General features: G+C 57.8%; 20 protein-coding genes and 2 pseudogenes. 11 read left to right on the forward strand and 11 right to left on the reverse strand.

Annotated elements, in window-relative coordinates; genetic code table 11:
• Positions 1-401: 401 nt before the first annotated feature.
• The 6 genes and pseudogenes from IEV54_RS14330 to dksA all read right to left on the reverse strand — a co-directional run.
• Positions 402-1,391, reverse strand: a pseudogene (locus IEV54_RS14330) (sigma-54 interaction domain-containing protein); the annotation flags it as partial.
• A 180-nt stretch (positions 1,392-1,571) separates the two neighbouring features.
• Positions 1,572-1,838 (reverse strand): annotated as a pseudogene (locus tag IEV54_RS17530) (response regulator); the annotation flags it as partial.
• Positions 1,839-1,873: 35 nt separating this feature from the next.
• Positions 1,874-4,825 carry a sensor histidine kinase gene (locus IEV54_RS14335; RefSeq protein WP_150278723.1) on the reverse strand — a complete coding sequence of 984 codons (2,952 nt, stop codon included), beginning with the start codon at positions 4,823-4,825 and terminating at the stop codon, positions 1,874-1,876.
• Entirely contained in the window at positions 4,809-4,985 is a 177-nt protein-coding gene (locus IEV54_RS14340) for a hypothetical protein (RefSeq protein WP_150278722.1), read from the reverse strand. Before IEV54_RS14340 ends, IEV54_RS14335 begins: the two co-directional genes overlap by 17 nt.
• A gap of 130 nt (positions 4,986-5,115) precedes the next feature.
• The gene (gluQRS, locus tag IEV54_RS14345) at positions 5,116-6,012 is read right to left on the reverse strand and encodes a tRNA glutamyl-Q(34) synthetase GluQRS (protein ID WP_150278721.1); all 897 of its coding nucleotides are present in this window, start codon (positions 6,010-6,012) and stop codon (positions 5,116-5,118) included.
• Positions 6,013-6,095: 83 nt separating this feature from the next.
• Entirely contained in the window at positions 6,096-6,539 is a 444-nt protein-coding gene (gene dksA, locus IEV54_RS14350) for an RNA polymerase-binding protein DksA (RefSeq protein ID WP_150278720.1), read from the reverse strand.
• Between the two features lie 243 nt (positions 6,540-6,782).
• On the opposite strand from dksA, the gene IEV54_RS14355 reads away from it, so the two are divergent.
• Complete coding sequence (locus IEV54_RS14355; protein WP_150278719.1) at positions 6,783-7,946, forward strand: pyridoxal phosphate-dependent aminotransferase; 1,164 nt, start codon at positions 6,783-6,785, stop codon at positions 7,944-7,946.
• 14 nt (positions 7,947-7,960) lie between these two features.
• A complete protein-coding gene (sfsA, locus tag IEV54_RS14360; RefSeq protein ID WP_150278845.1) occupies positions 7,961-8,662 on the forward strand; it encodes a DNA/RNA nuclease SfsA in 702 nt (233 codons plus the stop codon).
• Between the two features lie 23 nt (positions 8,663-8,685).
• Here the strand turns inward: sfsA and IEV54_RS14365 are convergent, their stop codons facing one another.
• On the reverse strand, positions 8,686-9,024 hold the full coding sequence (locus tag IEV54_RS14365; RefSeq protein ID WP_150278718.1) for a Rieske (2Fe-2S) protein: 339 nt from the start codon (positions 9,022-9,024) through the stop codon (positions 8,686-8,688).
• A gap of 86 nt (positions 9,025-9,110) precedes the next feature.
• On the opposite strand from IEV54_RS14365, the gene IEV54_RS14370 reads away from it, so the two are divergent.
• From IEV54_RS14370 to IEV54_RS14380, 3 genes are read left to right on the forward strand one after another with little or no spacing between them, the layout of a single operon-like run.
• Positions 9,111-10,148, forward strand: a complete 1,038-nt coding sequence (locus IEV54_RS14370) for a FecCD family ABC transporter permease (protein ID WP_150278844.1) — start codon at positions 9,111-9,113, stop codon at positions 10,146-10,148.
• Complete coding sequence (locus tag IEV54_RS14375; RefSeq protein ID WP_150278717.1) at positions 10,148-10,912, forward strand: heme ABC transporter ATP-binding protein; 765 nt, start codon at positions 10,148-10,150, stop codon at positions 10,910-10,912. Before IEV54_RS14370 ends, IEV54_RS14375 begins: the two co-directional genes overlap by 1 nt.
• 9 nt (positions 10,913-10,921) lie before the next feature.
• On the forward strand, positions 10,922-11,785 hold the full coding sequence (locus IEV54_RS14380) for a ChaN family lipoprotein (protein ID WP_150278716.1): 864 nt from the start codon (positions 10,922-10,924) through the stop codon (positions 11,783-11,785).
• Between the two features lie 193 nt (positions 11,786-11,978).
• On the opposite strand, the gene IEV54_RS14385 is transcribed toward IEV54_RS14380, so the two are convergent.
• From IEV54_RS14385 to IEV54_RS14395, 3 genes are all read right to left on the reverse strand, one after another.
• The gene (locus tag IEV54_RS14385) at positions 11,979-12,773 is read right to left on the reverse strand and encodes a cyclic nucleotide-binding domain-containing protein (RefSeq protein WP_150278714.1); all 795 of its coding nucleotides are present in this window, start codon (positions 12,771-12,773) and stop codon (positions 11,979-11,981) included.
• Between the two features lie 194 nt (positions 12,774-12,967).
• Entirely contained in the window at positions 12,968-13,234 is a 267-nt protein-coding gene (locus IEV54_RS14390; RefSeq protein WP_150278843.1) for a TfoX/Sxy family protein, read from the reverse strand.
• A 209-nt stretch (positions 13,235-13,443) separates the two neighbouring features.
• Positions 13,444-14,991 (reverse strand): bifunctional aminoglycoside phosphotransferase/ATP-binding protein, encoded by a 1,548-nt coding sequence (locus IEV54_RS14395; RefSeq protein WP_150278713.1) that lies wholly within the window; start codon positions 14,989-14,991, stop codon positions 13,444-13,446.
• Positions 14,992-15,114: 123 nt separating this feature from the next.
• Between IEV54_RS14395 and mrcB the strand changes: the two genes are divergently transcribed.
• The 3 genes from mrcB to IEV54_RS14410 are packed head-to-tail and all read left to right on the forward strand — an operon-like array spanning position 15,115 to position 18,413.
• A complete protein-coding gene (gene mrcB, locus IEV54_RS14400; protein ID WP_150278712.1) occupies positions 15,115-17,436 on the forward strand; it encodes a penicillin-binding protein 1B in 2,322 nt (773 codons plus the stop codon).
• A 24-nt stretch (positions 17,437-17,460) separates the two neighbouring features.
• Positions 17,461-18,084: a tetratricopeptide repeat protein gene (locus tag IEV54_RS14405; RefSeq protein WP_444542568.1), complete on the forward strand. Its 624-nt coding sequence runs from the start codon at positions 17,461-17,463 to the stop codon at positions 18,082-18,084.
• A complete protein-coding gene (locus IEV54_RS14410; protein ID WP_150278710.1) occupies positions 18,081-18,413 on the forward strand; it encodes a YqcC family protein in 333 nt (110 codons plus the stop codon). The genes IEV54_RS14405 and IEV54_RS14410 overlap by 4 nt, the downstream gene beginning before the upstream one ends.
• A gap of 34 nt (positions 18,414-18,447) precedes the next feature.
• Here the strand turns inward: IEV54_RS14410 and IEV54_RS14415 are convergent, their stop codons facing one another.
• Positions 18,448-18,879, reverse strand: coding sequence for a DUF4124 domain-containing protein (locus IEV54_RS14415; RefSeq protein WP_188434470.1), 432 nt, complete (start codon positions 18,877-18,879; stop codon positions 18,448-18,450).
• A gap of 426 nt (positions 18,880-19,305) precedes the next feature.
• On the opposite strand from IEV54_RS14415, the gene IEV54_RS14420 reads away from it, so the two are divergent.
• From IEV54_RS14420 to ilvC, 3 genes are read left to right on the forward strand one after another with little or no spacing between them, the layout of a single operon-like run.
• Positions 19,306-21,030, forward strand: coding sequence for an acetolactate synthase 3 large subunit (locus IEV54_RS14420; RefSeq protein ID WP_150278706.1), 1,725 nt, complete (start codon positions 19,306-19,308; stop codon positions 21,028-21,030).
• The gene (gene ilvN, locus IEV54_RS14425; protein WP_150278842.1) at positions 21,030-21,521 is read left to right on the forward strand and encodes an acetolactate synthase small subunit; all 492 of its coding nucleotides are present in this window, start codon (positions 21,030-21,032) and stop codon (positions 21,519-21,521) included. Before IEV54_RS14420 ends, ilvN begins: the two co-directional genes overlap by 1 nt.
• Positions 21,522-21,568: 47 nt before the next feature.
• The gene (gene ilvC, locus IEV54_RS14430; protein ID WP_150278705.1) at positions 21,569-22,585 is read left to right on the forward strand and encodes a ketol-acid reductoisomerase; all 1,017 of its coding nucleotides are present in this window, start codon (positions 21,569-21,571) and stop codon (positions 22,583-22,585) included.
• Positions 22,586-22,688: the final 103 nt, after the last annotated feature.

Consider the following 22,688-nt stretch of genomic DNA (forward strand, 5'->3'; position numbering starts at 1 on the left):
AACTTTTATTCTTCTATCCAGACGGACATCCTGTCCGCACGGCAAGTACACATTCTCCAAAAAAATCAGTTTGCTGCGACTCTCACGTCTTGTTTTTATTGTGTGTGTAGTCAGATCTTATTTTTATTGTGTTTTGCTTGGTTTTTATTTTTGTTGTGCCAGATATAAAGCATTCGTCGTGCCAACTTTTGCAATCCTTTATAAAACAAGAGCTTAGGATTTTATGGTGTTTTGTTCAAGGCTTGATAGGCGGGTGACGTTACCTATCAACCCGTACAAGTGTTACGGCGGGGCGGGTTGGGGGTAACACTTGCCCGGTTTAGGATCGGTTAACGGGTAACACTCTGTCTGACAAGCGAAAAGCGTTGAGCCAAAGCGCTTGCCAGAACCTGGGAGGTAGCTCAGGAGTTGGCGGTTTTCTTACGCGGGATACCAAGTCGTTGCCGTCTTTCCCAAAGACACTTGCGGCTGATGCCCAGTTTATTGGCCAGCTCGGTTTCGGTCATTCGATCCTGATGCTCGAGTACGAAATGCTGGAAATAGTCTTCGAGCGACAGATCTTCGGTTGGTTCGCTACTGACGCTCTGCTCATGGCTCATGGTCTGCAGCGCATTCGCTGCCTGGGACGCGCGCTCGTGCTCGATATCCAGTTCTATGCCCAGAAGCTCTGTAGAGATTTCGTCCTCATCGCATAGTATGGCCGCGCGCTCGACTGCATTTTCCAGTTCTCGGACGTTGCCGCGCCAGGTATGCAGGCTGATGGCCTGTTTGGCTTCTGCGCTGAAGTGCAGACCACTCTGGTTTATGTTTTTCGCGGCGCGTGCGAGCAGCGCTTCGGCTATGAGCATGATGTCCTCGCCTCGCTCGCGTAGCGGCGGAAGCCGAAGTTCAATCACGTTGAGACGGTAATACAGGTCCTCGCGAAACAGCCCTTGGCGCGCGAGTGTCTTGAGGTCGCGGTGCGTCGCTGCTACCAGGCGTACATCTACCTTGTGAGATTGAACAGAGCCGACTCTGCGTATCTCGCCTTCCTGGAGTACGCGCAGCAGACGCGCCTGCGCTTCCAGGGGTAGTTCGCCGATCTCGTCGAGGAACAGTGTGCCGCCATCGGCAGCTTCAACCAGACCCGTGCGACCGGCAGTAGCGCCGGTAAAGGAGCCTTTCTCGTGACCGAACAACTCGGACTCGATCAGGGTTTCCGGAATGGCGGCGCAGTTGACGGAAATCATCGGTGCCTTGGCTCGTCGCGAGTGCTCGTGCAGGGCCTTGGCAACCAGTTCCTTGCCGGTGCCGGATTCACCCTGAATGAGTACAGTGGAATCGGTAGGTGCAACTTTGCCGATACGTTTGAACAGGAGCTGCATTGGCGGGCTGGTGCCAATGATTCCCATGCTCGAGCCCTTGGCGACTGCAGGTTGTTGCGTAGCGGAGGAGCTGGAAATCTCCGCGTCTGTCGCAGGTTGGACCTGGGGCGGGTTACGGCGTTCCTGGCTGTCCTTGATGATTCGGGCAACGGTCTGCAGCATTTCTTCGTGGTCGAAGGGCTTGGCTATGTAATCCACCGCGCCAAGTTTCATCGAGTCGACGGCTGACCGCAGGCTGGCGTAGCTGGTCATGATCAGCACCGGCGTGTCGGGCGCTCGTCGAATCATTTCCGTGCCGGGCTCACCGGGTAGGCGCAAGTCGCTGATCACCAGGTCGAAGGTGCCGAGATCGAACTGGTTAACTGCGTCGGCAACGGATCCAGCTTCGCTGACCTGATACTGGTGCCGCTCAAGGAGGCGCCGTAGTGCCGAGCGGATGATTGCCTCATCTTCTACAACCAAGATATGTGACATAGGTTCCTCGTGCTCGATGCCTTGCCGAATGGACTTCAGGCGTTGGCACCGTTGCTCAAAACGCTGTAGCGGGGCAGGGTGATGATAAATCGCGTGCCGCGCTGGAGTATGGGATCTGCCGGACTGTCTATGGTTATTTGTCCATAGTGCTCTTCGATAATCGAGTAGACCAGTGCCAATCCGAGCCCTGTTCCTGTCCCTGGTTGCTTGGTGGTGAAAAATGGCTCGAACAGCCGATCCATGATCGCCTTGTCTATTCCGCTGCCCTGATCCTCGACATGCAGCAGGACCTGATGCTCGTTCTGCCGGGTTGAAATGGTAATCGTGTCGGCATTGTTGCTGGCGTCCCGGGCATTGCCCAGCAGGTTTATCAGGACCTGGACCAGGCGCTGGCTATCACCAGCGACCACATGTTCGGGGTTACAGAGGTTAACATAAATAACCTCGGGGCCCTGACGATTGAGTGACAGTAGATGAATGGCCTCGCTGGTACAGCTCGCCAGATCGACTCTCTCGTTGCTGTTATTGTGGCGACTGCCGACGTGTGCAAAATTGACCAGAGACTGGACAATTCGGGAAATGCGTCGGGTTTGCTCCATTACCTGGTCGGCCATTTCCCTGGCCTCGGGCTGGTCCGATTCCTCCCGCAGGTTTTGCGCCAGGCAGGCGATACCGGTAACCGGGTTACCTATTTCGTGGGCCACGCCTGCGGCGAGGCGACCGATGGAAGCGAGGCGCTCGGAGTGCATCAGTTCCTCCTCGAGCATTTGCGTCTCGGTCTGATCCTCGATCAACAATACCAGGCCGCTGCTGACAACGTTACCAGGCTCGTCAATGGCTGCCTTGTGCAGGTTCAGCCATTGCGTCTGTCCTTTTACGACAAGTTTCTGCTTGTGCAAATGGGCTGACTGGTCGCTGACGAAGCGTCCGAGCAGCTCGTTCCAGGGTGCTTCTATATCGTCCAGGCGTGAGCCCACTACGCTCTCCGCGCTGATGCCGGTAAGTGCCTGCATGGCGCGGTTCCACATCAGCACTTCGTTATCCTTGGCCAGCGAACACACGCCCATGGGCAGATCCTGCAGGGTCTGACGATGGTAGCGCCGCAGACCGTCGAGTTCCGCAGCCAGACCGGTAAGGCGCGAGTGATAGTCTTCCAGCCGGTTCTCGATAAAGTGAATGTCTTCGGTGATGTAACCCTCGCGGGCCAGCTTGAAGGGCAGGAAGGTGCTGATGATTTCCTGTGCGACGCTGGGGCCCATCAGTCCAGACAGGTTGGCTTCGAGTCGGTCGCGAAGACGCCGCAATGCGTAGGGGCGGCGCTCGTCGAAGGGTAGCTGCAGATCACGTAGGGCCTGTTCTACTTCCTGTTGCGCGGTCTTGTTGCCTAGCGGCTTGGCCAGCTGTTGCGCGAACTCCTGGGGTGAATCGGCGATCAGCTCCCTGCGTTGTGGGCGGCTGACGTTATCCACCGAACAGGCTTCGGCTGCACTCTGTTCCTCGCGCGAGCGCTGGGTGAACAGCGATATGCTGGTGAATGCGAAGATATTTGCGGCCAGTGAGGCAATGGCTGCCAGATGCCAGGTGTCGGCATTGAAGCTCAGTGTCTGACCGAGAATCTGCAGTCCGGTTACCTCGGTGACAAGAGGTAGTAGCAGGGTGATTGCCCAGACCAGCATGCCGGCAATCAGTCCGCCGATGAAGCCCCGGCGGTTGGCCTGCTGCCAGTAAAGAACCGATAGCGCGCCGGGCAGAAACTGAACCGTGGCGACAAAGGAGGCAATACCCAGATTGGCCAGGTCCTGCTCAGCTCCAAGCAGACGATAGAAGCCGTAGCTGGCCATGATGATGGCCGCGATCAGCGTGCGGCGGGTCCAGAGCAGCCAGCGGTAGATGTTGTTCTCGGCGCTGGGCTGGTAGACAGGCAAAACCAGGTGGTTGAGTACCATGCCCGAAAGGGCCAGGGTAACCACGATGATCAGGCCGCTGGCCGCTGACAGCCCGCCGATGAACGCAAGCAGCGTCAGCCAGTCGGCCCCGGCAGCCACACCCAGACCCAGGGTGAAATATTCAGGATTGGTGGGGATGCCCAAGTGCAGGCCGGCCCAGAGAATCGGCGGTACGGCAAGGCTTATCAGCAACAGGAACAGGGGCAGCCCCCAGCTTGCCGTGGCCATGGCCCGGGGGTTGAGGTTTTCGGTAAAGGCCATGTGATACATGTGCGGCATGACGATGGCGGCGGCGAAGAAAACCAGAAGCAGGGTGCGCCAGGGGCCCTCTTGCAGAGGTGAGTGCAATGTTTGCAGTGCCTGCTGATTGTAGGCGAGCCAGGACTCGAGGCCGGCTGGGCCGCCAAAAACACCGTAAAGGGCGTACAGCCCTACCGCGCCGATGGCGACCAGTTTGACCAGGGATTCGAAGGCAATGGCCATGACCAGGCCTTCATGCTTTTCCCGGGTGGAAATGTGACGCGCGCCGAACAGGATTGCGAACAGGGTAATCAGTACACAAAAGCCCAGAGCCACTGCATTCTGCCCGGTCTCCTGGGTGAGAATCTGTACCGAGTCAGCGACTGCCTGTATCTGCAGCGCAAGCAGTGGCAACACGCCAATCAGCATGCACAGTGTCGTCAGGGTGCCAGCCAGGGTGCTGCGGAAACGGAAGGCAAAGAGGTCTGCCAGGGACGAGAGCTGGTACGTGCGGGTGATACGCAGGATGGGTCCCAGTAGTACCGGGGCCAGCAGGAAAGCACCGCATACGCCGAGATAGTAGGTAAGAAACCCATACCCGTACTCATAGGCCAGCCCGACCGTGCCGTAGAAAGCCCAGGCACTGGCGTAAACCCCCAGCGACAGGGTGTAAACCGCAGGATGCTGCAATAGCGCCCGCGGCAGCATGCCCCTTTCAGTTACCCAGGCAACGCCAAATAACGTGAGTAGATAAAGGATGCTGACCAGCAGCAGGTGGCTCAGCTCAAAGCTCATCGGCATCTTTCGGACTCTGCAGCACAATGCCGGCAATGATCAGGATCAACCAGAGCATATAGGGGCGATACCAGGCACCCTGCGGCTCGATCCACCAATCCATGATGGCGGGCGAGAACAGGTATATGCCGATCACCAGCAAGAGTACCAGGCGGTAGATATACATGGGCATCCAGAGATCGACGACAGCGCACTGCCGTGGGTTGCCCGAGCGCCACCGGCGACGGGTTGAATGAGGTAATAGGGTAATCAGGCCGGCCTTGCTTGCCAAGCTCCGCGATGTTCAGCGAGCTCGCTCATTGCGGGTCTTGCACCATGATTTCACGCACGGCGGGCAGTTGGCCTGGCTGCCAGTGTTCGATTGCCCAGGCGAGGACCTCGGCCACCGGCCTGTTCTGAAGCTCGGCGGGCGGCTGTTGCCGGAGTGCCAGCAGGGCCGAGTAGAGGCTCGCCGGTGCCTGAGAGTCTTCGATCGCAGCTGAATTCAGGCGCTTGCTGAGCTTGTGCCCGCGCCGCGTCATCAAGAGGGGAATATGCAGGTATTCAGGTGCGGTAGTCTGGAGTAACTGGTAAATCCACAGCTGCCTGGGCGTTGAGTCGAGGAGGTCGGCGCCGCGTACAATATGAGTAACGCCCTGGGTTATATCGTCCATTACCACGGCGAGCTGGTAGGCAACCACACCATCGCGTCGTCGGATCACGAAGTCGCCTATCTCGCTTTCCAGGTGTTGGGTGACTCTGCCCTGCAAGCGGTCGGTAAAAACGATCGGGTCATTTGTTACCCGTAACCTCACCGCATGGTCATCGGCGGGAGGCAGGTTACGCCCGCGGCAGGTACCGGGATACACGCCCCCAAATACCGCGAGGTCGGCCCGCGAACAATTACAGTAATACGCCAGGCCCTGGCCAACCCAGCTATTGATCTGCTGTTGATAACGTTCGGTTTGCTGGCTCTGGACTAGCACGTCGCCATCCCGGATCAGGCCATGGGCCTCTAGCGTTTGCAGTATGTGTTCTGCAGCGCCGGACATGTTGCGGGGAGTATCCAGATCTTCCATACGCACAAGCCATCGTCCACGCTGGTGGCGTGCGTCCAGGTAGCTGGCGAGAGCGGCGAGCAGCGAGCCAAAATGCAGGTGACCGCTGGGGGTCGGAGCGAAGCGGCCGACGTAGGGTTCTTGTTGGAAAGTCATGGCAGGTGGCCTGTTTCAGCAGGCAAAGGAACGCTGCCAACCCTGGCGCCGATGACGGGCAGGGTTGGTTAACAGGCGGCGTATCAGCTGCCTACCTGCTTTTCCTTGATTTCTGCCAGCGTCTTGCAGTCGATGCATAGCGTGGCGGTTGGCCGCGCTTCAAGGCGACGAATACCAATCTCGACACCGCATGAATCGCAGAACCCATAATCGTCATCCTCGATGCGCTCGAGGGTCTGATCGATCTTGCGGATCAGCTTGCGCTCGCGGTCGCGGGCTCTCAGTTCAAGGCTGAACTCCTCTTCCTGGCTGGCGCGATCGGCCGGATCCGGGAAGTTGGCAGCCTCGTCCTGCATGTGATGCACGGTGCGGTCTACCTCTTCCATCAGCTCGCGCTTCCAGCCGTTGAGAATGGCGGCGAAATGCTCGAGCTGCTGCTCGTTCATATACTCTTCGCCTTTCTTTTCCTTATAGGGTGCGAACCCACGGATCAACATTGAACTTTTTTCTTTGGCATTGCTGGGCATGAGGACCCCTCACTTTTTTGCTCTATCTTTCTGTGCCAGGCCCACGTCGCGGATGGCCTGAGGGTGCAGCCAGTGGCATGCAAGGCGGCAAAACTACCAGAACCTGACCAACCGCGCTACTGTTTGCCGTCAGATGGTTGGTTCAGTTGATGCAAGTCAGTGTAAACAGGCTGCCGGGCCGGGGCTGGACGGGTATCATCCGCAGTCTCGACGCAGGTAACGATCACAGATTCAGGAGCAGGCATGCGCAGGCAGGGGTGGGCAGAGCGGACGCGGGATATTCAGGCGTTTCATGTCATGAGTGTGCTGGCGCGGGCCAAGACGCTGCAAGCGCAGGGTCGCGACGTGATCCACATGGAGATCGGCGAGCCCGATTTTGCAACCCCTGCCCCGATTATTCGCGCCGGGCAGGCTGCCCTGGACAACGGACATACCGGCTACACGCCGGCATTGGGCTTGCCAGCGTTACGCGAGGCTATCGCCGCTTCCTATGCGCACCGCTACGGTGTGCAGGTCGATCCAGGTAGAGTGGTCGTCACCCCCGGAGGCTCGGCAGCTCTGTTGCTGATAGCCTCGCTGCTTGTTGATCCGGGACAGAGTGTGGTGATGGCCGACCCGTCCTATCCCTGCAATCGCAATTTTCTGCGCCTGCTCGGAGCCAATGCGAAGATGATACCCACTGGGCCGCAGAGCGCTTACCAACTGACTCCCGAGTTGATCGAGCAGCACTGGGATGACAGTTGTTCAGCGGTACTGGCGGCCTCTCCAGCCAATCCTACAGGTACTCTGCTGAGCAAGCCCCAGTTGCGTGGAATGGCCGATACAGTCAGACGGTTGGGTGGGCATCTGGTGGTTGACGAGATATACCATGGCCTGACCTACGACTGTGAGGCAAGCTCGGTGCTTGAGGTGGCGCCGGATGCATTCGTGCTCAACAGTTTTTCCAAGTACTACGGCATGACCGGTTGGCGACTGGGCTGGTTGATCGCCCCCGAGGCTGCGATTCCCGAACTGGAGAAGCTGGCTCAGAATCTGTACATCTGTGCGCCCCACATGGCTCAGTGGGCAGCGCTTGCGGCGTTCGAAGAGGAAACTCAAGCCATTTGCGAGGAGCGTCGGAAAGCTTTTCAGGCTCGCCGGGATTTTCTTCTTCCTGCGCTGCGTGATCTAGGTTTCGGGATACCGACCACCCCGCAGGGCGCCTTCTATCTATATGCCGACATCAGCAGGCATTCCGCAGACAGCAGCGCGCTGTGTCGGCGCTTGCTTGAAAGCGAATATCTGGCGATTACACCGGGTCTGGACTTCGGTGACTATCGCCAGCATGAGCATGTACGTTTCGCTTACACCGCATCCCTCGATCGACTCGGGCAGGCAGTCGAGCGTCTGGAGCGGGGTCTCAGATAATGTCCGCAACATCGATACCATTTTCACCCCTCCTGCACAGCGGCATCCTGCTCAAGCGCTATAAACGCTTTCTCGCCGATGTGCGCCTGGATGATGGCCGCGAAATGACCGTGCACTGTCCCAACACGGGATCAATGAAAGGGTGTGCCGAGCCGGGCAGCTCCGTCTGGGTGCGCCTGGAACAGAAGACCGGGCGCAAGCTGCCGGGTAGCTGGGAGCTGGTTGAAACACCGCTTGGTGGTCTGGCCTGTATTCACAGTGCACGGGCCAACAAGGTGGTGGCTGCCGCGCTGGCGCAGGATCTGATCACGCCACTTGTGGGCTATCGTGTGGTGCGGCCGGAGGTCAGGCTGCCAGGCGGCGAGAGCCGCTTCGACTTTCTGCTCAGCGATCCGGGGGAATGTGTGGTCGAGGTCAAGAGCGTAACCATGGCGGTGGGTGCGGGCGGCGGCGCTTTTCCGGACGCCGTCAGTCTGCGGGGGCAGAAGCATCTGCGCGAGCTGACCAGCCTGGCCGCCAATGGCAGGCGTGCCTGCCTGCTGTTCTGTGTCATGCATTCTGGCATCGAGTGGGTGAGGCCCGCCGATGAGATAGACCCCGAATACGGTCGGCTGTTGCGTCAGGCTGTAGCCCAGGGTGTGGAGGTCATCGCCTGGTCGGTAGTCCCCTCACCGCATGGCCTGGAAGTGGCAGGTCAACTGCCGGTGGAGATATGAGCCAGAGCGACGGACATGGGCGTTCAGTCAAGCCAGACCTGACCATTGCCGATATGGCAGCGGCGCGGTTGCAGGTACGCGCCAGCACAGGGACCGGCGACACATTCGCCGTTTTCCGGCAGAAAAAGCGCGCCGTGGCTGGCACACTGGATCAGTCTGCCGGAGCTGTCGAGAAACTGATTGGGGACCCACTCCAGGGGGATACCGCGATGGGGGCAGCGGTTGACGTAAACGTAGGCACGGTTGCCCTGGCGTATCACCATCAGCATTTCGCCATCGCGTTCCACTCCCAGACTGCCGGGGTCGGCGAGCTGGTCGAGACGACACAGGGGGGCGGGCAGAAAATCATCATTGTCAGTCATGGATCCATTATCTCCGCCGGCGCATGCCGCCGCCAGTCTCGCAGACTACTCCGGCCCTGCAGATTGTCGGTGAAACGCTGATGATTATGCATGCGCGGATGCGCCCAGCCATTCTCACAGTGCTTTTTATCTTTCTGCTGTCGACTATTCTATTGTCACTCGGGCTGGGGGCGGTCACTGTAGCGCCGCTGGATACCCTCGCGGCTTTGGGGAACATGCTGGGGTTGACTGAGGCACCCGGCGAAGTTCAAGTGATCATCGAACAGATCCGGTTGCCGCGCACACTGATGGGATTGCTGGTCGGCGTAACGCTGGCGCTGACCGGAGCTGTTATGCAGGGACTGTTTCGCAACCCTCTGGCCGATCCCAGCCTGATAGGCGTTTCCAGTGGTGCGGCACTCGGCGCGGCTGTCGTTATTGTGCTGGGGGGCTGGCTGTTTTCCGCCATGCCTGATGCTTTACTGCCCTACGCAACCGTTATCGGAGCGTTTGGCGGAGGGGTTGTCACTACGCTGTTGGTGTATCGATTGGGGCAGACGGCTCAAGGCACTTCGGTCGCCAGCATGTTACTGGCCGGTATCGCAATCGCCGCGATCAGCGGCGCGCTTATCGGTCTGCTGGGTTATCTGGCCGATGACCGTATGCTACGCACGCTCACCTTCTGGAACATGGGTAGCCTGGGCTCGGCAAGCTATCCACGGGTCCTTGCACTTGCGCTGTGTTGCGCACTGATATGTTGGCGATTGCCGCGTCAGGCTCGCGCACTTAACGCTTTACTGCTTGGTGAGTCCGAAGCTCGGCATCTGGGCGTCGACGTTGAGCGGGTCAAGCGTGAGCTGATCCTGCTGACTGCCCTGGGAGTGGGGGCCTGCGTGGCGGTAGCGGGCCTGATCGGGTTTGTCGGCTTGGTGGTGCCGCATCTGATTCGTTTGATGCTGGGCGTTGATCATCGCCTGGTACTGCCTGGGTCAATGCTGCTGGGTGGCGGTTTGCTGCTGCTGGCTGACGTGGTGGCGCGGCTGGTGATTGCACCGGCGGAGCTGCCGATTGGGATTCTCACCGCGCTTTTGGGTGCGCCATTCTTTCTGATCCTGTTGCTGCGCTCACAGCGCCGGGGGTGGTAATGCTGGCAGTTCGGGGGCTCAGTTGTGCGCGGGGTGGCTGCCAGGTTGTTGCTGGTATTGATTTCCGCCTGCAGGCTGGGGAAGTGCTGGCGGTGTTGGGCACCAACGGGGCCGGGAAAAGTACGCTACTGGCTACCCTGAGCGGCGAGCTGCCCCGCGCTGCTGGCGATATTCTTCTGGCAGACAGGCCCTTGGAGTCCTGGGCCGCCAACCAGCGCGCGCAGCGTCTTGCCGTATTGCCGCAAGCTTCCTCGCTCGCGTTTGCCTTCAGTGTTGAGGAGGTTGTGCTGCTCGGTCGGCTGCCCCACGCCAGCGGGCGGGACGAGGATGCGCGTATAGCCGCAGAGGTGATGCATGCAGCCGACATCACGCATTTGCGTCAGCGTAGCTACCTTGCTTTGTCTGGTGGCGAACGCCAGCGGGTGCATCTGGCTCGGGTACTGGCGCAGATATGGAGTAATGCGGAGCCTGCCTGCCTGCTACTCGACGAGCCTACTGCCTCGCTGGACCTGGCCCATCAGCGACTGATTCTGCAACAAGCCCGTGAGCTCGCCGGGCGCGGCAATGCGGTATTGTTGGTATTGCACGATTTGAATCTGGCGGCACGCTACGCTGACAGGTTGCTACTGCTTGATCGTGGAGGGGTTTCTGCCGTGGGTACCCCCTGGGATGTGCTCAAGGCAGAGCGGATCAGTCAGGTGTTTGGTGTCGAGGTACAGGTCGCACCCCATCCGCAACTGGATTGCCCATTAATTATCAGCTGAGGTATCGCGATGCGCCGTTTGCTCCTGGTGTGGTTATGCGTTTGCAGTTTCGCGGTGCAGGCACAGCAGTTGCCTGACTGGGTCAGTCCGGAAGGGCTGAATGACCCGCACCTGGGTCAGGTGCTGGATACAGCGAACGGTATCTGGCTGACTCCGGCCATGTTGGTCGAGAGCCTGGCTTCCGCTCCCCATGTGCTGGTTGGAGAGAAACACGACAATCCCGATCACCACCGTTTGCAGTTGTGGCTCCTGCAGAAATTGCACAGCAATCGTTCCCAGGGCGCCCTGCTGATGGAAATGATCGACCCCTCGCAGCAGGCGGCGGCAGACGAATTGCAGGGCAGGGCCGACAATGACGATACAGTCCTGCACGATAAACTGGACTGGAGTCCCGGTTGGGACTGGAATTTATACGGCCCGCTGGTCAAGTGGGGCCTGGCTAACCCGGAGCGTCTGTTGGGAGCAAATCTTACCAAAGAGGAGATGCGCGCAATCTACCAGGAACCTGCGTTAGAGACTGACGTTTACAGCACCGAGGCGCTACAGCTACTCAATGAAACCATCGCTACCGCCCATTGCGGAAAGATGCCCGAAGACCAGTTGCCCGCGATGCTGGCTATCCAACAGGGTCGTGATCAGCGAATGGCGCAGCAGTTGCTGGAAGCACCGACGCCTGCATTGCTGCTGGCAGGTAGTTATCACGTGCGCAAGGACCTCGGCGTGCCCCTGTATTGGCCGGCAGATGGGCCTGCGGTGCCATTGGTCGTGATCCTGGTGGAAGCCGGAGCTCCGTTACCGGACAGGACGCAGGCAGATTTTATCTGGTTGACGGCGGCGCTACCGGAAACCGATTACTGTGCGCAATGGGAGTAGAGCTGGCGATCGCACTGTTCTGTTGATCAGTTAATCAGCCAAAAAAATGGCCCGCTCATTGAGCGGGCCTAATCCGTGATTAGCCTGATGAGGAGATAACGGCTTGGAGCAAGCTGCTATCAACAAGTCATCTCGCGACGACTTGTTGCTAATAATATAGATTCTCATTCGCATGTCAAGCGTTGTGCAGTAATTAGCGGGTAGCCTGTTTGTACTGGGTGAGTTCCTTGTTCATCAGATCTATTCTGCGAGCCATGCTTTCGATCAGGCTATGGGCAATTCGCGGATTGCTTTGCATCAGAGCGAGAAACTGTTCCTTGGGGATCATCATTACCGTTGTCGGAGCGCTGGCGATTACGGTCGCCGAACGCTTCTCGCGGGTAAACAGGGCCATCGCGCCAAAAATTTCGTCCTTCTGCACGTCACCTACCTTTATACCCTGCACAAAGGCCTCGGCGTGACCTTCGGTAATAATGAATACATGATCCGCATCGTCGCCCTGACGAATGAGTTCGGCGCCGGCCGGGAAATGCTGAAAACCGGTTACCGGGCGTACCTCAGGGGGGCGGCTGTAGGCAAGCGCGTCAGACATCAGGGCCGCCTGGCCGAGGATATACTGGGTGAACTGTTCCTGTCGTTGGCTGTTGCCATGAATGTGCTTGAACAACAGTTCGCGATCGTAGGGGACCAGTATCAATGGTTCGTCGCTGCGGTAGGTGCAGGGGGCGGTATTGAGGCCCTGACGTAACCCGATCAGGTCGCCCTCCTGAATGTAGAACAGGGGTTTGTCTTCGATAACCGCATGTAGCAGGCCGGATTGAAGCAGATAGATGCGATTATTGCCTACGTGTTCGTACAGATCGTTTACTGCATCAAGGGATATGGGCTCCCCGCACGGTGACAGCCCATCCAGCAGCTGCTCGGGTATGAGCTGCAGCGCATTGATGAGTTTTTCTGCGTAGGGGGGTTGGTCACCGATGAGATACATGTGCGAATTCCTTTTTGTTTTCCTGTTTTCGGCAAGACCTGCAGCTGAAAGTCGCACGAGCTCGGGAAATCTTGGCCGTTGGCATTAAGATACTGCAGTGGGTTCTGCTACTGCCAATATAAATTGTCGTGAGCGTGATCAGCTTCAACTATTCAGCGTGCCGCACCCTTGGCTCCAGCGCAATTTACGCCGAATCAATGATTTGCCTGGCGTTGTTTCAGCTGCTCGAGCAATTGCTCTTTGTATTCCGGGTCCAGGTCATTCCAGTGCACGCCTTGCAGCGCGCCGGCTATGGCGAACATCAATGACTTGGATGCCCGAAAGCCTCTTTCACGCACGGCGCAATAGGCCCCGACGGGGCCCCGGCGATCGAGTTCGTCGCGATCGTGGATGCCTGTGGCGTGCAGCCATTGGGCGGAGGTCTTGCCGAGATTGCGCATGGCCAGGAGCTCATCATCGATCATGATCTGCCCCCTTGCGCCTGGTGGGCAGGGTACTCATGGTATCTGGAAGATGCTCGAAAACACCTTGGCGGGGTAATGCAGGCACGGACGTTTTCGTCGCGGCCTTGGACTTTTTCTGTATGCATGGTCTGGGCTTCTTTTTATTGGTTCCCAGCAAGGAGTGTAGTGCGACGTGGCTGATAGGTACAGCCACGTCGCTGGAACAACTAGAACCGCTCGCGTAGCTGGTTTACCAGTTGCTCCAGACTGTCTTCCACATCAGTGGCAACGCTCATGCTGCATAGCTTTTCGTCCTCTGTCAGCTCTTCCATGTGTTCGAGCTGGTGCCGTGCGACTCTGATGTCCGCGTCGGAGGGGTCGGTCGCCTCGCTTTGCCGTTTGCTGATGCGTTCCTCGAGGACTTCCAGGGCGGCCGTGCACTGCAATATCAGACAGGGTACACCCTGATCCTCGATGGCGAGACGCAGCGCGTCGCGCTGGGACTGCTTGAGGTTGGCCGCATCAATAACCACAGGGTATCCCGCAGCCAGGACCTGAGTGGCCAGATTTGCCAGCCTGGCGTAAGTCTTCTCGCTGGCATCGGTTGAATACAACCCTGCATCCAGGTTACCGCTGCCTCGGGTGCCGAACAGTCTTTTACGTTCTGTATCCGAGCGCAGACGAATGGCCCCCAGCTGTTGTACCAAGTGCAGGGCTATGGTGCTTTTACCTGAGCCAGCCACGCCCTGGGTAAGGATGCCGAACCGCTGTGGTACGTGGGTGTAACGCTCAGCCAGGTCAGCATAGCTGTGGTAACGGGCGAGCACTTCCTTGCGTTCCACTTCGCTGACATCTGGCTGAGTCAGGCGTAACAGGGCCACCTTGGCGCGAACCATTGCCCGATAGGCCTTGTAGTAGTCGAGCAGTGCCAGGCCGGCGTAATCGCCAGTGTGCTCCAGATAGCCATTGACGAACCGTTGGGCAAGGTTGTTAAGGCCCCTGTCTTCCAGATCCATGGCCATGAAAGCGACATCGCTCATGACATCAATCCAGCGGAACGCATCGTTGAATTCTATTCCGTCAAACAGGGTTACCTCTCCGTCTATCAGGGTGACGTTGTCGAGATAGATGTCACCATGACATTCGCGTATAAAGCCTTCAGCTTTGCGTTGGGAGAATTTGGGAGTCAGGCGCTGGAAGGTACTATGCGCCCATTGCTCCAGCTGTTCGAGTTGTTCAAGGTCAGCTGGTTCGGAAATCAGGCCGCGAATGTCGGTAAAGTTTTCTGCCACCGGAGCATGCAGGTTGTCCGGTTCGCCCCATGGTGTTTCCAGGGGCGCGCGCTCGATGTGTTGGTGAAAGCCAGCCAGCTTTTGAGCCAGGCTGTCGATGTGTCGTGCTTCGAGCTGACCGGCCCGCTGCATGTTGCCGAGCAGGTCTTGTTGGCGGAACTGCCGGGTCTTGACCATGTATTCGACAACAGGGCCTTCGCCATGCAGGTTGGGCTTGTTTTCACTGCCATGAACGCTGATCACGTCGAGATAGAGTTCAGGTGCAAGCCGGCGGTTGAGGCGTACTTCTTCATGGCAGAAATGCTGGCGACGGTCGAGTGTGGAATAATCCAGGAAACCGAAATTGACTGGTTTCTTTATCTTGTAAACATAGTCACCAGTCAGCAAGACCCAGGAAATATGCGTTTCCATCAATGTGAAACTGGTAACCGGGTGGTCGAAGAGGTCGGGGTTCTGCAGGGCTTTCAGCAGTGTCTGGCTCACGGTGTATCCTTGCTTTGAAAGGCAAAAAGGTCATTATGCGGGTTGGTCGGGCTCTGGCCAACCGCAAACAGATGCGATTATCGATACAGGTCGATGACGCTGTTTACTTAAGTGCAGAGGGTTATGGCTAAAAAACGCGCTAGCAGCAAAAAGAAAGGGCTTTGGCATGGCTGGTCCGGGCTGTTCATCAAACTCGTGCTGGTGGGCCTGGTGCTGCTCGCGGGCCTGACCATTTACCTGGACGCGGTGGTACAGGAGAAGTTTACGGGTAAACGTTGGGCTGTTCCTGCCAAGGTATTTGCTCGGCCGCTGGAGCTGTTTGCCGGTCAGAAGCTGAGTCGCGACGATTTTCTTACTGAGCTGGGTGCATTGGGCTATCGCAGGGCCACGGCTGCCAGGCAGCCTGGTCAGATTTCAGTCAATGGCAACAGCGTCAATGTCTACACTCGCGGCTTCCAGTTTTTCGAGGGGACTGAGCCTGCACAATTGCTGAAGTTGCAGTTTCAGGGCGGTCAGGTGACGAGTCTGGCCGGTAACGGGGGGCTGGTAATGGGCCGCCTAGAGCCCTTGTTGATAGGTGGCATCTACCCGGCTCATAACGAAGACCGGATTCTCATTCGTCTCGAGCAGACACCGCCTTTTCTCGTTGAAGCATTGGTGGCTGTGGAAGATCGTGATTACTTCCAGCACTTCGGTGTCTCTCCAAGAGGTATTGCCCGGGCAATGTATGCCAACGTCCGGGCTGGCGGTGTGGTGCAGGGTGGTAGCACTCTGACCCAGCAATTGGTGAAGAATTTTTATCTTACGAGTGATCGCAGTCTGATCCGCAAGGGTACCGAAGCGATCATGGCGGTCTTGCTTGAAGCGCATTACTCCAAGGAAGACATTCTCGAGGCCTATCTGAATGAGGTTTTTCTTGGCCAGGATGGGCGCCGAGCGGTGCATGGCTTCGGTTTGGGTAGCCAGTACTATTTTGCTCAACCCCTGCACGAGCTGCAATTGCACCAGGTGGCATTGCTGGTGGGTATGGTCAAAGGCCCGTCAATGTTCAACCCGCGTCGCCATCCAGAGCGCGCTAAGGCCCGCCGTGATCTGGTGATCGGAATGCTGGCCGAGCAGGGAATGATAAGCGCAGAGCAGGCCAGCGAGGCAATCGCCAAGCCCCTGGACATCTCTGTGCGCGGCAGCATGGCAGATACCAGTTATCCCGCTTTCATGGATCTGGTCAAGCGCCAGCTGCGGGAGGACTACCGCGACGAGGATCTGACCAGCGAAGGCCTGCGTATTTTTACCAGCTTCGATCCGTTATTACAGAAGAAAGCCGAGCAGGCGGTCCAGGCGACAGTTAAACGTTTGACGCCTGCTGATGCGGCCAGTCCGCTTGAGTCGGCAATGGTGGTCACAAGTGCCCAGGGCGGCGAGGTGCTGGCGCTGGTGGGGGGTACTGATCCACGCTTCCAGGGGTTCAACCGAGCGCTGGACGCTTCACGTCCCATCGGTTCATTGGTCAAGCCGGCGATCTATCTGACCGCGCTAGAGCGGCCTCAGGAGTACGCGCTGACCACGCTGGTCGAGGACGCACCCATTTCCCTGCAGGCCGAACCTGGTCAGACATGGTCGCCTCAGAATTACGATCGCAAGTCCCATGGATGGGTACCCTTGCATGAAGCGCTTAGCCACTCCTATAACCAGGCGGCAGTGCGCCTGGGCGTTGATGTAGGTGTTGCCGAGGTGCTGGATACCATCAGGCGAATGGGCGTTCAGCATGACTGGCCGGCATTTCCATCCATGCTGCTTGGATCCGGGTCGATGACGCCGATGCAGGTAACAGACATGTACCAGACGCTGGCTAGTGGCGGGTTCAATACGCCATTGCGGGCCATTCGCAACGTACTGACGACGGAGGGGGATCCGCTGCGGCGTTATCCCTTCGAGGTAGAACAGCGTTTTGATGCTGCCAGTATCTACCTCTTGCAGCAGGCAATGACCCGGGTCATGACAGAAGGTACCGGCAGATCAGCCTATAACCAGATTGATCGCAACATCCGGTTGGCTGGCAAGACGGGTACCACCAATGATCTGCGTGATAGCTGGTTCGCCGGTTTCTCGGACGACCTGCTGGCGGTCAGCTGGATTGGAAGAGACGATAACAGTAATACCGGCTTGACCGGGGCGTCCGGTGCTTTGCAGGTCTGGAGCGGCTTTATGGCCCAGGCCAATCCCAGGGGACTCAGCAGTGCCCCGGTACAGGGTGTGGTCATGGCCTGGGTAGATAGCGAGACGGGAATGGGCAGTGATCCGAGTTGTGAAGGCAGCGTGCAGATGCCGTTCAAGGCAGGCTATCAGCCGTTACCCGGCCCGGGTTGCAACCCGATACTGAGTGAGGAAGGATTGAAGGACGGAGCCAACCGCTTGATGGACACTATTCGTGGCTGGTTGCAGTAAAACAATGAGGAAACAGTAATGCAGATGAGACTTCCCGGCCTGCTGGCCATCGCGACAATATTGGTGGGGTGCGCTGGTACCGGAGGTACGGTTCCGGTGGTCGACTCCGGTCGACCGGTATCCAGCGAAGACATTACCTACTCGCCCGGGATGCCGCCTCCACAGCAGGTTGAGCGGCCCGCAGACAGTGGTGTCGTTGTCATGGTGCCGGATGAGGCCGGGGGGTCGCAGGCCATTCAGTCGTATCCGGTCGATATTCAGACGCAGGGCCAGGGGAGTGTTCAGAGTCCTTCGACGGGCTCGGCATTACAGCAGGACGAGCAACTTGACGGCCCGGTGCTGGCATTGTTGACCGCTGCTCGTGACCAGGAAGGACGAGGTGATCTGGGTGGTGCTTCTTCCAGTCTCGAACGTGCCATGCGTATCGCACCGCGCGAGCCTCAGGTGTTCTATCGTCTTGCGCAGGTGCGGTTGGCGCAGGGTGATGCTCCTCAGGCCGAACAGGTGGCCCAGCGTGGACTCAGTTACGCTTCCGGCCGTCCCGCATTGCAAGCCGGGTTGTGGGAGTTGATTGCCAAAGCGCGTGAGCAGCAGGGTAACGGGGCGGGTGCGGCCGAAGCTCGCCAGCGGGCACGCGTAGCGTTGTGAGAGAAGCTGTCTGGTCGGAAATATGTCTGGCTCTGAAAGAGCTGGAACGTGAGCTGTATAGTCTGGATTTGTGGTCGCTGCAGGCGCCTTCCCGAATCCAGCTGGCCAGTACCCAGCCTTTTTGCGTGGATACCATGGCTTTCGAGCAGTGGCTGCAATGGGTGTTCATACCCCGATTGCGATTGCTTGCCGATCAGGGGCTTGCGTTACCCGGTGGCTGCCAGGTAACGCCGATGGGCGAGCAAGCGTTCCGGCACCTGGGGCGCAGGCAGGCCGATTTATTGGCACTTCTCGCACGCATCGATCAGTTGGCAGGCAACCTGGAGTGATCTGAGTGATAGATGGCTCGGAGTGTCAGTATTATCAATTGCAGAACTCTTCCAGGTCTGAGCGAGCCTGTTCCATCATTTCCTGGCGCTCTTCTTCCCCTATTCGAACGGTTTCACCATCATCAGTTGTCTTACTCAGACGAGGGTTTCGCTCCATGGTCTGCAGATTGCGGCGGATCTTGGCGCACTGCTCGGCGCGTTTGGCAGCCAGCGCCTCATCAGTGGTGCTAGGGTCTTCCTCCGCTTGCGCCTCACTGTCAGCGCTTTTCGGTAGCGGCGCCGGTGCGCGCAATGTGCCGCCGGGTGGGGGCGGTGAGCTGATGTCCATCCGTTGATAGGCTTTGCCTTCGGGTGGCTGCTGCCCGAATTGTGGTACGCCCTGGTCATCAATCCAGCGATACATTTGTTCGGCAGCAACGACGCTGCTCAGCAGGCCGAAAGTGAGTGCGATTAGCGTCTTGTGCATATCCTGTCCATCCGTGTGTTGAGGGCTTCTGGCTCGCCTAATATAACCGACCCCGAATGATTGACCAGAGGTCTCTGTCCAGGCCGTGTCGGATATCATGCTTTCGTCCAACTTGGCTTGACTTGTGGCGCCTGAGTGTAAACAATTCGTGGTTCACATGAGCAGGCTGGTATTGGTGCCCAACAGGTTACCGAATCAGGCTGCTTTGTTGCTCAAACCAGGTGGCGAAATCCGCCAGCTCCTGGCCTGGCACCCGCACGCGCTACCTCGCGCTGGGTGAGTCAGACCCGGCACCAACAGGGTCTGCCTCCATTGCACGTAGTCAAGCTGATGCATGGCAACCACCGTTGTCAATGCTCTGCCGAGCAGTAAACAGGTACCCTGTTGCCCGTCCCAGACGGGTGACGAGCTAGAGGTGATTCTAAAGTGGAGCTTTTATCCGGCGCTGAGATGGTCGTCCGCTCATTGCGTGACGAGGGTGTTAAGTATATTTACGGGTATCCCGGTGGTGCCCTGTTACACGTCTATGATGCGATTTTCCGTCAGGACGAAGTCGAACATATTCTGGTGCGCCACGAACAGGCAGCCGCGCATATGGCCGACGGTTACGCGCGTGCGTCCGGCAAGGCCGGCGTTGTGCTGGTGACATCAGGCCCTGGTGCAACCAATACCATTACCGGTATTGCGACGGCGTACATGGATTCCATTCCCATGGTGATCCTGTCCGGTCAGGTTGCTAGCGATATGGTCGGCACTGATGCTTTCCAGGAGACCGACATGGTCGGTATCTCTCGTCCCATCGTTAAGCATAGTTTCATGATCAAGGATCCGCGGGAAATTCCGGAGGTGATCAAGAAAGCTTTCTACATCGCACAAACCGGTCGACCTGGTCCTGTGGTTGTGGATATTCCCAAGGACATGACCAATCCCGCCGAGAAGTTCGAGTACAGCTACCCGAAAAAGGTGAAGCTGCGCTCGTATAATCCGGCGGTACGTGGTCATTCCGGCCAGATCCGCAAGGCTCTGGATCTGATGGTCGAGGCCCGGCGGCCGATTATCTATTCTGGTGGTGGCGTCATCCTTGGTGGCGCAGCGGCGCAACTGACTGAGCTGGCCCGTGAACTGGGTGTGCCGGTTACCAATACGCTGATGGGGTTGGGTGCTTATCCGGGTACCGACCCGCAATTTATCGGCTGGCTGGGTATGCATGGCAGCTACACCGCAAACGTCAGCATGCATCACAGTGATTTGATTCTCTGCGTTGGTGCGCGGTTTGACGATCGGGTTATCAACGGTGCAAGCAAGTTCTGCCCAAATGCCAAGATCGTGCACGTGGATATCGACCCTGCGTCCATCTCCAAAACCATTCGCGCGGATGTGCCTATAGTCGGCCCGGTAGACAGCGTTTTGACCGAGATGGTCGCCATGGTCAAGGAGCACAACCTGCGTCCGGCCAAGGAGTCGCTGGCCAGTTGGTGGAAACAGATTCGGGAATGGCGTGGCGAAGGCCGGATGTTCCCCTATGACGAGGGCGACGGCTCGATAATCAAGCCGCAATCCGTTATCGAAACCCTTTGGGATGTCACCCGGGGTGATGCTTATGTTACCTCCGACGTGGGGCAGCATCAGATGTTCGCTGCGCAGTATTATCCCTTCGACAAACCCAATCGCTGGATCAACTCGGGCGGTCTGGGCACCATGGGCTTCGGCTTGCCTGCGGCAATGGGTATCAAGCTGCATTATCCCGATGCGCAGGTTGCCTGTGTGACCGGTGAAGGCAGTATCCAGATGAATATCCAGGAGCTGTCGACCTGTCTGCAATACGACTTGCCGGTAAAGATCATTACCCTGAACAACCAGGCTCTTGGCATGGTTCGCCAGTGGCAGGATATGCAGTATGGTAGCCGCCATTCGCATTCCTACATGGAGTCACTACCGGACTTCATCAAGCTGGCCGAGTCCTATGGACATGTTGGTATGCGTGTGGAGAAGCCTGAGGACCTGAAGCCGGCAATGGAAGAGGCTTTTGCCAACACCAAGCGTCTGGTGTTCATGGATATCCGGGTTGACGACTCCGAGCACGTATATCCTATGCATATCAAGGATGGCTCGATGCGCGATATGTGGCTGAGCAAGACGGAGCGCACATGATGAGACATATAATATCCGTTCTGCTCGAAAACGAGCCAGGCGCCTTGTCCCGCGTAGTGGGCCTGTTCTCTCAGCGGAATTACAACATCGAGACGCTGACCGTAGCGCCGACTGAAGATCCGACTTTGTCGCGCCTTACCCTTACCACGGTTGGGCACGACGAGGTGATCGAGCAGATCACCAAGAACCTCAACAAGTTGATCGAGGTGGTCAAGCTGGTGAATCTGTCCGAAGGGGCGCATATCGAACGCGAGCTCATGCTTGTGAAGATAAAAGCGACTGGTGCACAGCGCGCGGAGGTCAAACGCACGACCGATATCTTCCGTGGACAGATTGTCGATGTGACCAGCAGCGTGTACACCGTGCAGCTGGCGGGCACCACCGATAAGCTGGACAGCTTTATCGAAGCGATTGGGCCAACCACCGTCATCGAAGTGGTACGCACCGGCGTCTCGGGTATCGCCCGTGGCGAAAAGGTCTTGAGTATCTAATCACACAGCAGGTCCGGATAGGGTCTGCCTAGAAACAGGGGAATTTCATGCACGTTTATTACGATAAAGATTGTGATCTGAGCATCATCCAGGGCAAAAAAGTAGCCATCATCGGTTACGGTTCACAGGGCCACGCCCACGCCTGCAACCTCAATGATTCCGGTGTCGACGTGACCGTTGGTCTGCGTCCAGGTTCATCTTCGGTCGCCAAGGCCGAAGCCCATGGTCTGAAAGTCAGCGATGTGCCATCAGCTGTTGCGGCTGCCGATGTTGTCATGATTCTTACTCCGGACGAGTTTCAGTCCCAGCTGTACCGTGACGAGATTGAACCGAACCTGAAGCAGGGTGCCACCCTGGCATTTGCCCATGGCTTCGCGATCCACTACAACCAGATCGTGCCGCGCAAGGATCTGGACGTGATCATGATCGCGCCGAAAGCGCCAGGTCACACCGTTCGCACCGAGTTCACCAAGGGTGGTGGTATTCCTGATCTGGTCGCAGTATTCCAGGATGCCTCCGGCAACGCCAAGAATCTGGCCCTGTCTTACGCCTCAGGTGTAGGTGGTGGTCGTACCGGTATTATCGAAACCACTTTCAAAGACGAAACTGAAACTGATCTCTTCGGCGAGCAGGCAGTTCTCTGTGGCGGCGCAGTCGAGCTGGTCAAGGCTGGTTTCGAGACGCTGGTTGAAGCCGGTTACGAGCCCGAAATGGCTTACTTCGAGTGCTTGCACGAGCTGAAGCTGATCGTTGATCTCATGTATGAAGGCGGTATCGCCAACATGAACTACTCGATCTCCAACAATGCCGAGTACGGTGAGTACGTCACAGGCCCGGAAGTCATCAATGCCGAGTCCCGTGAAGCCATGCGCAATGCACTCAAGCGTATTCAGAGCGGCGAGTATGCCAAGATGTTCATCGCCGAAGGTGCGCACAACTATCCTTCGATGACTGCTGCCCGTCGCATCAACGCAGCGCATCCGATCGAGCAGGTTGGCGAGAAGCTCCGTGGCATGATGCCCTGGATCTCCGCGAACAAGATCGTGGACAAGAGCAAGAACTGATGCATCCTTGATGCAGCAGACGAAGAACGCGGCCACGGCCGCGTTTTTTGTGCCTGCCCTCTCCATAACTGGCAAACCACGTGATCAGTTGCCACACTGTGTT

Origin of the sequence: Halopseudomonas salina, from assembly GCF_014637955.1 — a bacterium.
Lineage (GTDB): Bacteria > Pseudomonadota > Gammaproteobacteria > Pseudomonadales > Pseudomonadaceae > Halopseudomonas > Halopseudomonas salina.

What these genes read in the sequence shown, in the direction of transcription:
- IEV54_RS14335 (WP_150278723.1), bottom strand. Translation starts at nt 4,825, where the DNA reads ATGCCGATGAGCTTTGAGCTGAGCCACCTGCTGCTGGTCAGCATCCTT.
- IEV54_RS14340 (WP_150278722.1), bottom strand. Translation starts at nt 4,985, where the DNA reads ATGTATATCTACCGCCTGGTACTCTTGCTGGTGATCGGCATATACCTG.
- gluQRS (WP_150278721.1), bottom strand. Translation starts at nt 6,012, where the DNA reads ATGACTTTCCAACAAGAACCCTACGTCGGCCGCTTCGCTCCGACCCCC.
- dksA (WP_150278720.1), bottom strand. Translation starts at nt 6,539, where the DNA reads ATGCCCAGCAATGCCAAAGAAAAAAGTTCAATGTTGATCCGTGGGTTC.
- IEV54_RS14355 (WP_150278719.1), top strand. Translation starts at nt 6,783, where the DNA reads ATGCGCAGGCAGGGGTGGGCAGAGCGGACGCGGGATATTCAGGCGTTT.
- IEV54_RS14365 (WP_150278718.1), bottom strand. Translation starts at nt 9,024, where the DNA reads ATGACTGACAATGATGATTTTCTGCCCGCCCCCCTGTGTCGTCTCGAC.
- IEV54_RS14370 (WP_150278844.1), top strand. Translation starts at nt 9,111, where the DNA reads ATGCATGCGCGGATGCGCCCAGCCATTCTCACAGTGCTTTTTATCTTT.
- IEV54_RS14375 (WP_150278717.1), top strand. Translation starts at nt 10,148, where the DNA reads ATGCTGGCAGTTCGGGGGCTCAGTTGTGCGCGGGGTGGCTGCCAGGTT.
- IEV54_RS14380 (WP_150278716.1), top strand. Translation starts at nt 10,922, where the DNA reads ATGCGCCGTTTGCTCCTGGTGTGGTTATGCGTTTGCAGTTTCGCGGTG.
- IEV54_RS14385 (WP_150278714.1), bottom strand. Translation starts at nt 12,773, where the DNA reads ATGTATCTCATCGGTGACCAACCCCCCTACGCAGAAAAACTCATCAAT.
- mrcB (WP_150278712.1), top strand. Translation starts at nt 15,115, where the DNA reads ATGGCTAAAAAACGCGCTAGCAGCAAAAAGAAAGGGCTTTGGCATGGC.
- IEV54_RS14405 (WP_444542568.1), top strand. Translation starts at nt 17,461, where the DNA reads ATGAGACTTCCCGGCCTGCTGGCCATCGCGACAATATTGGTGGGGTGC.
- IEV54_RS14415 (WP_188434470.1), bottom strand. Translation starts at nt 18,879, where the DNA reads ATGCACAAGACGCTAATCGCACTCACTTTCGGCCTGCTGAGCAGCGTC.
- ilvN (WP_150278842.1), top strand. Translation starts at nt 21,030, where the DNA reads ATGAGACATATAATATCCGTTCTGCTCGAAAACGAGCCAGGCGCCTTG.
- ilvC (WP_150278705.1), top strand. Translation starts at nt 21,569, where the DNA reads ATGCACGTTTATTACGATAAAGATTGTGATCTGAGCATCATCCAGGGC.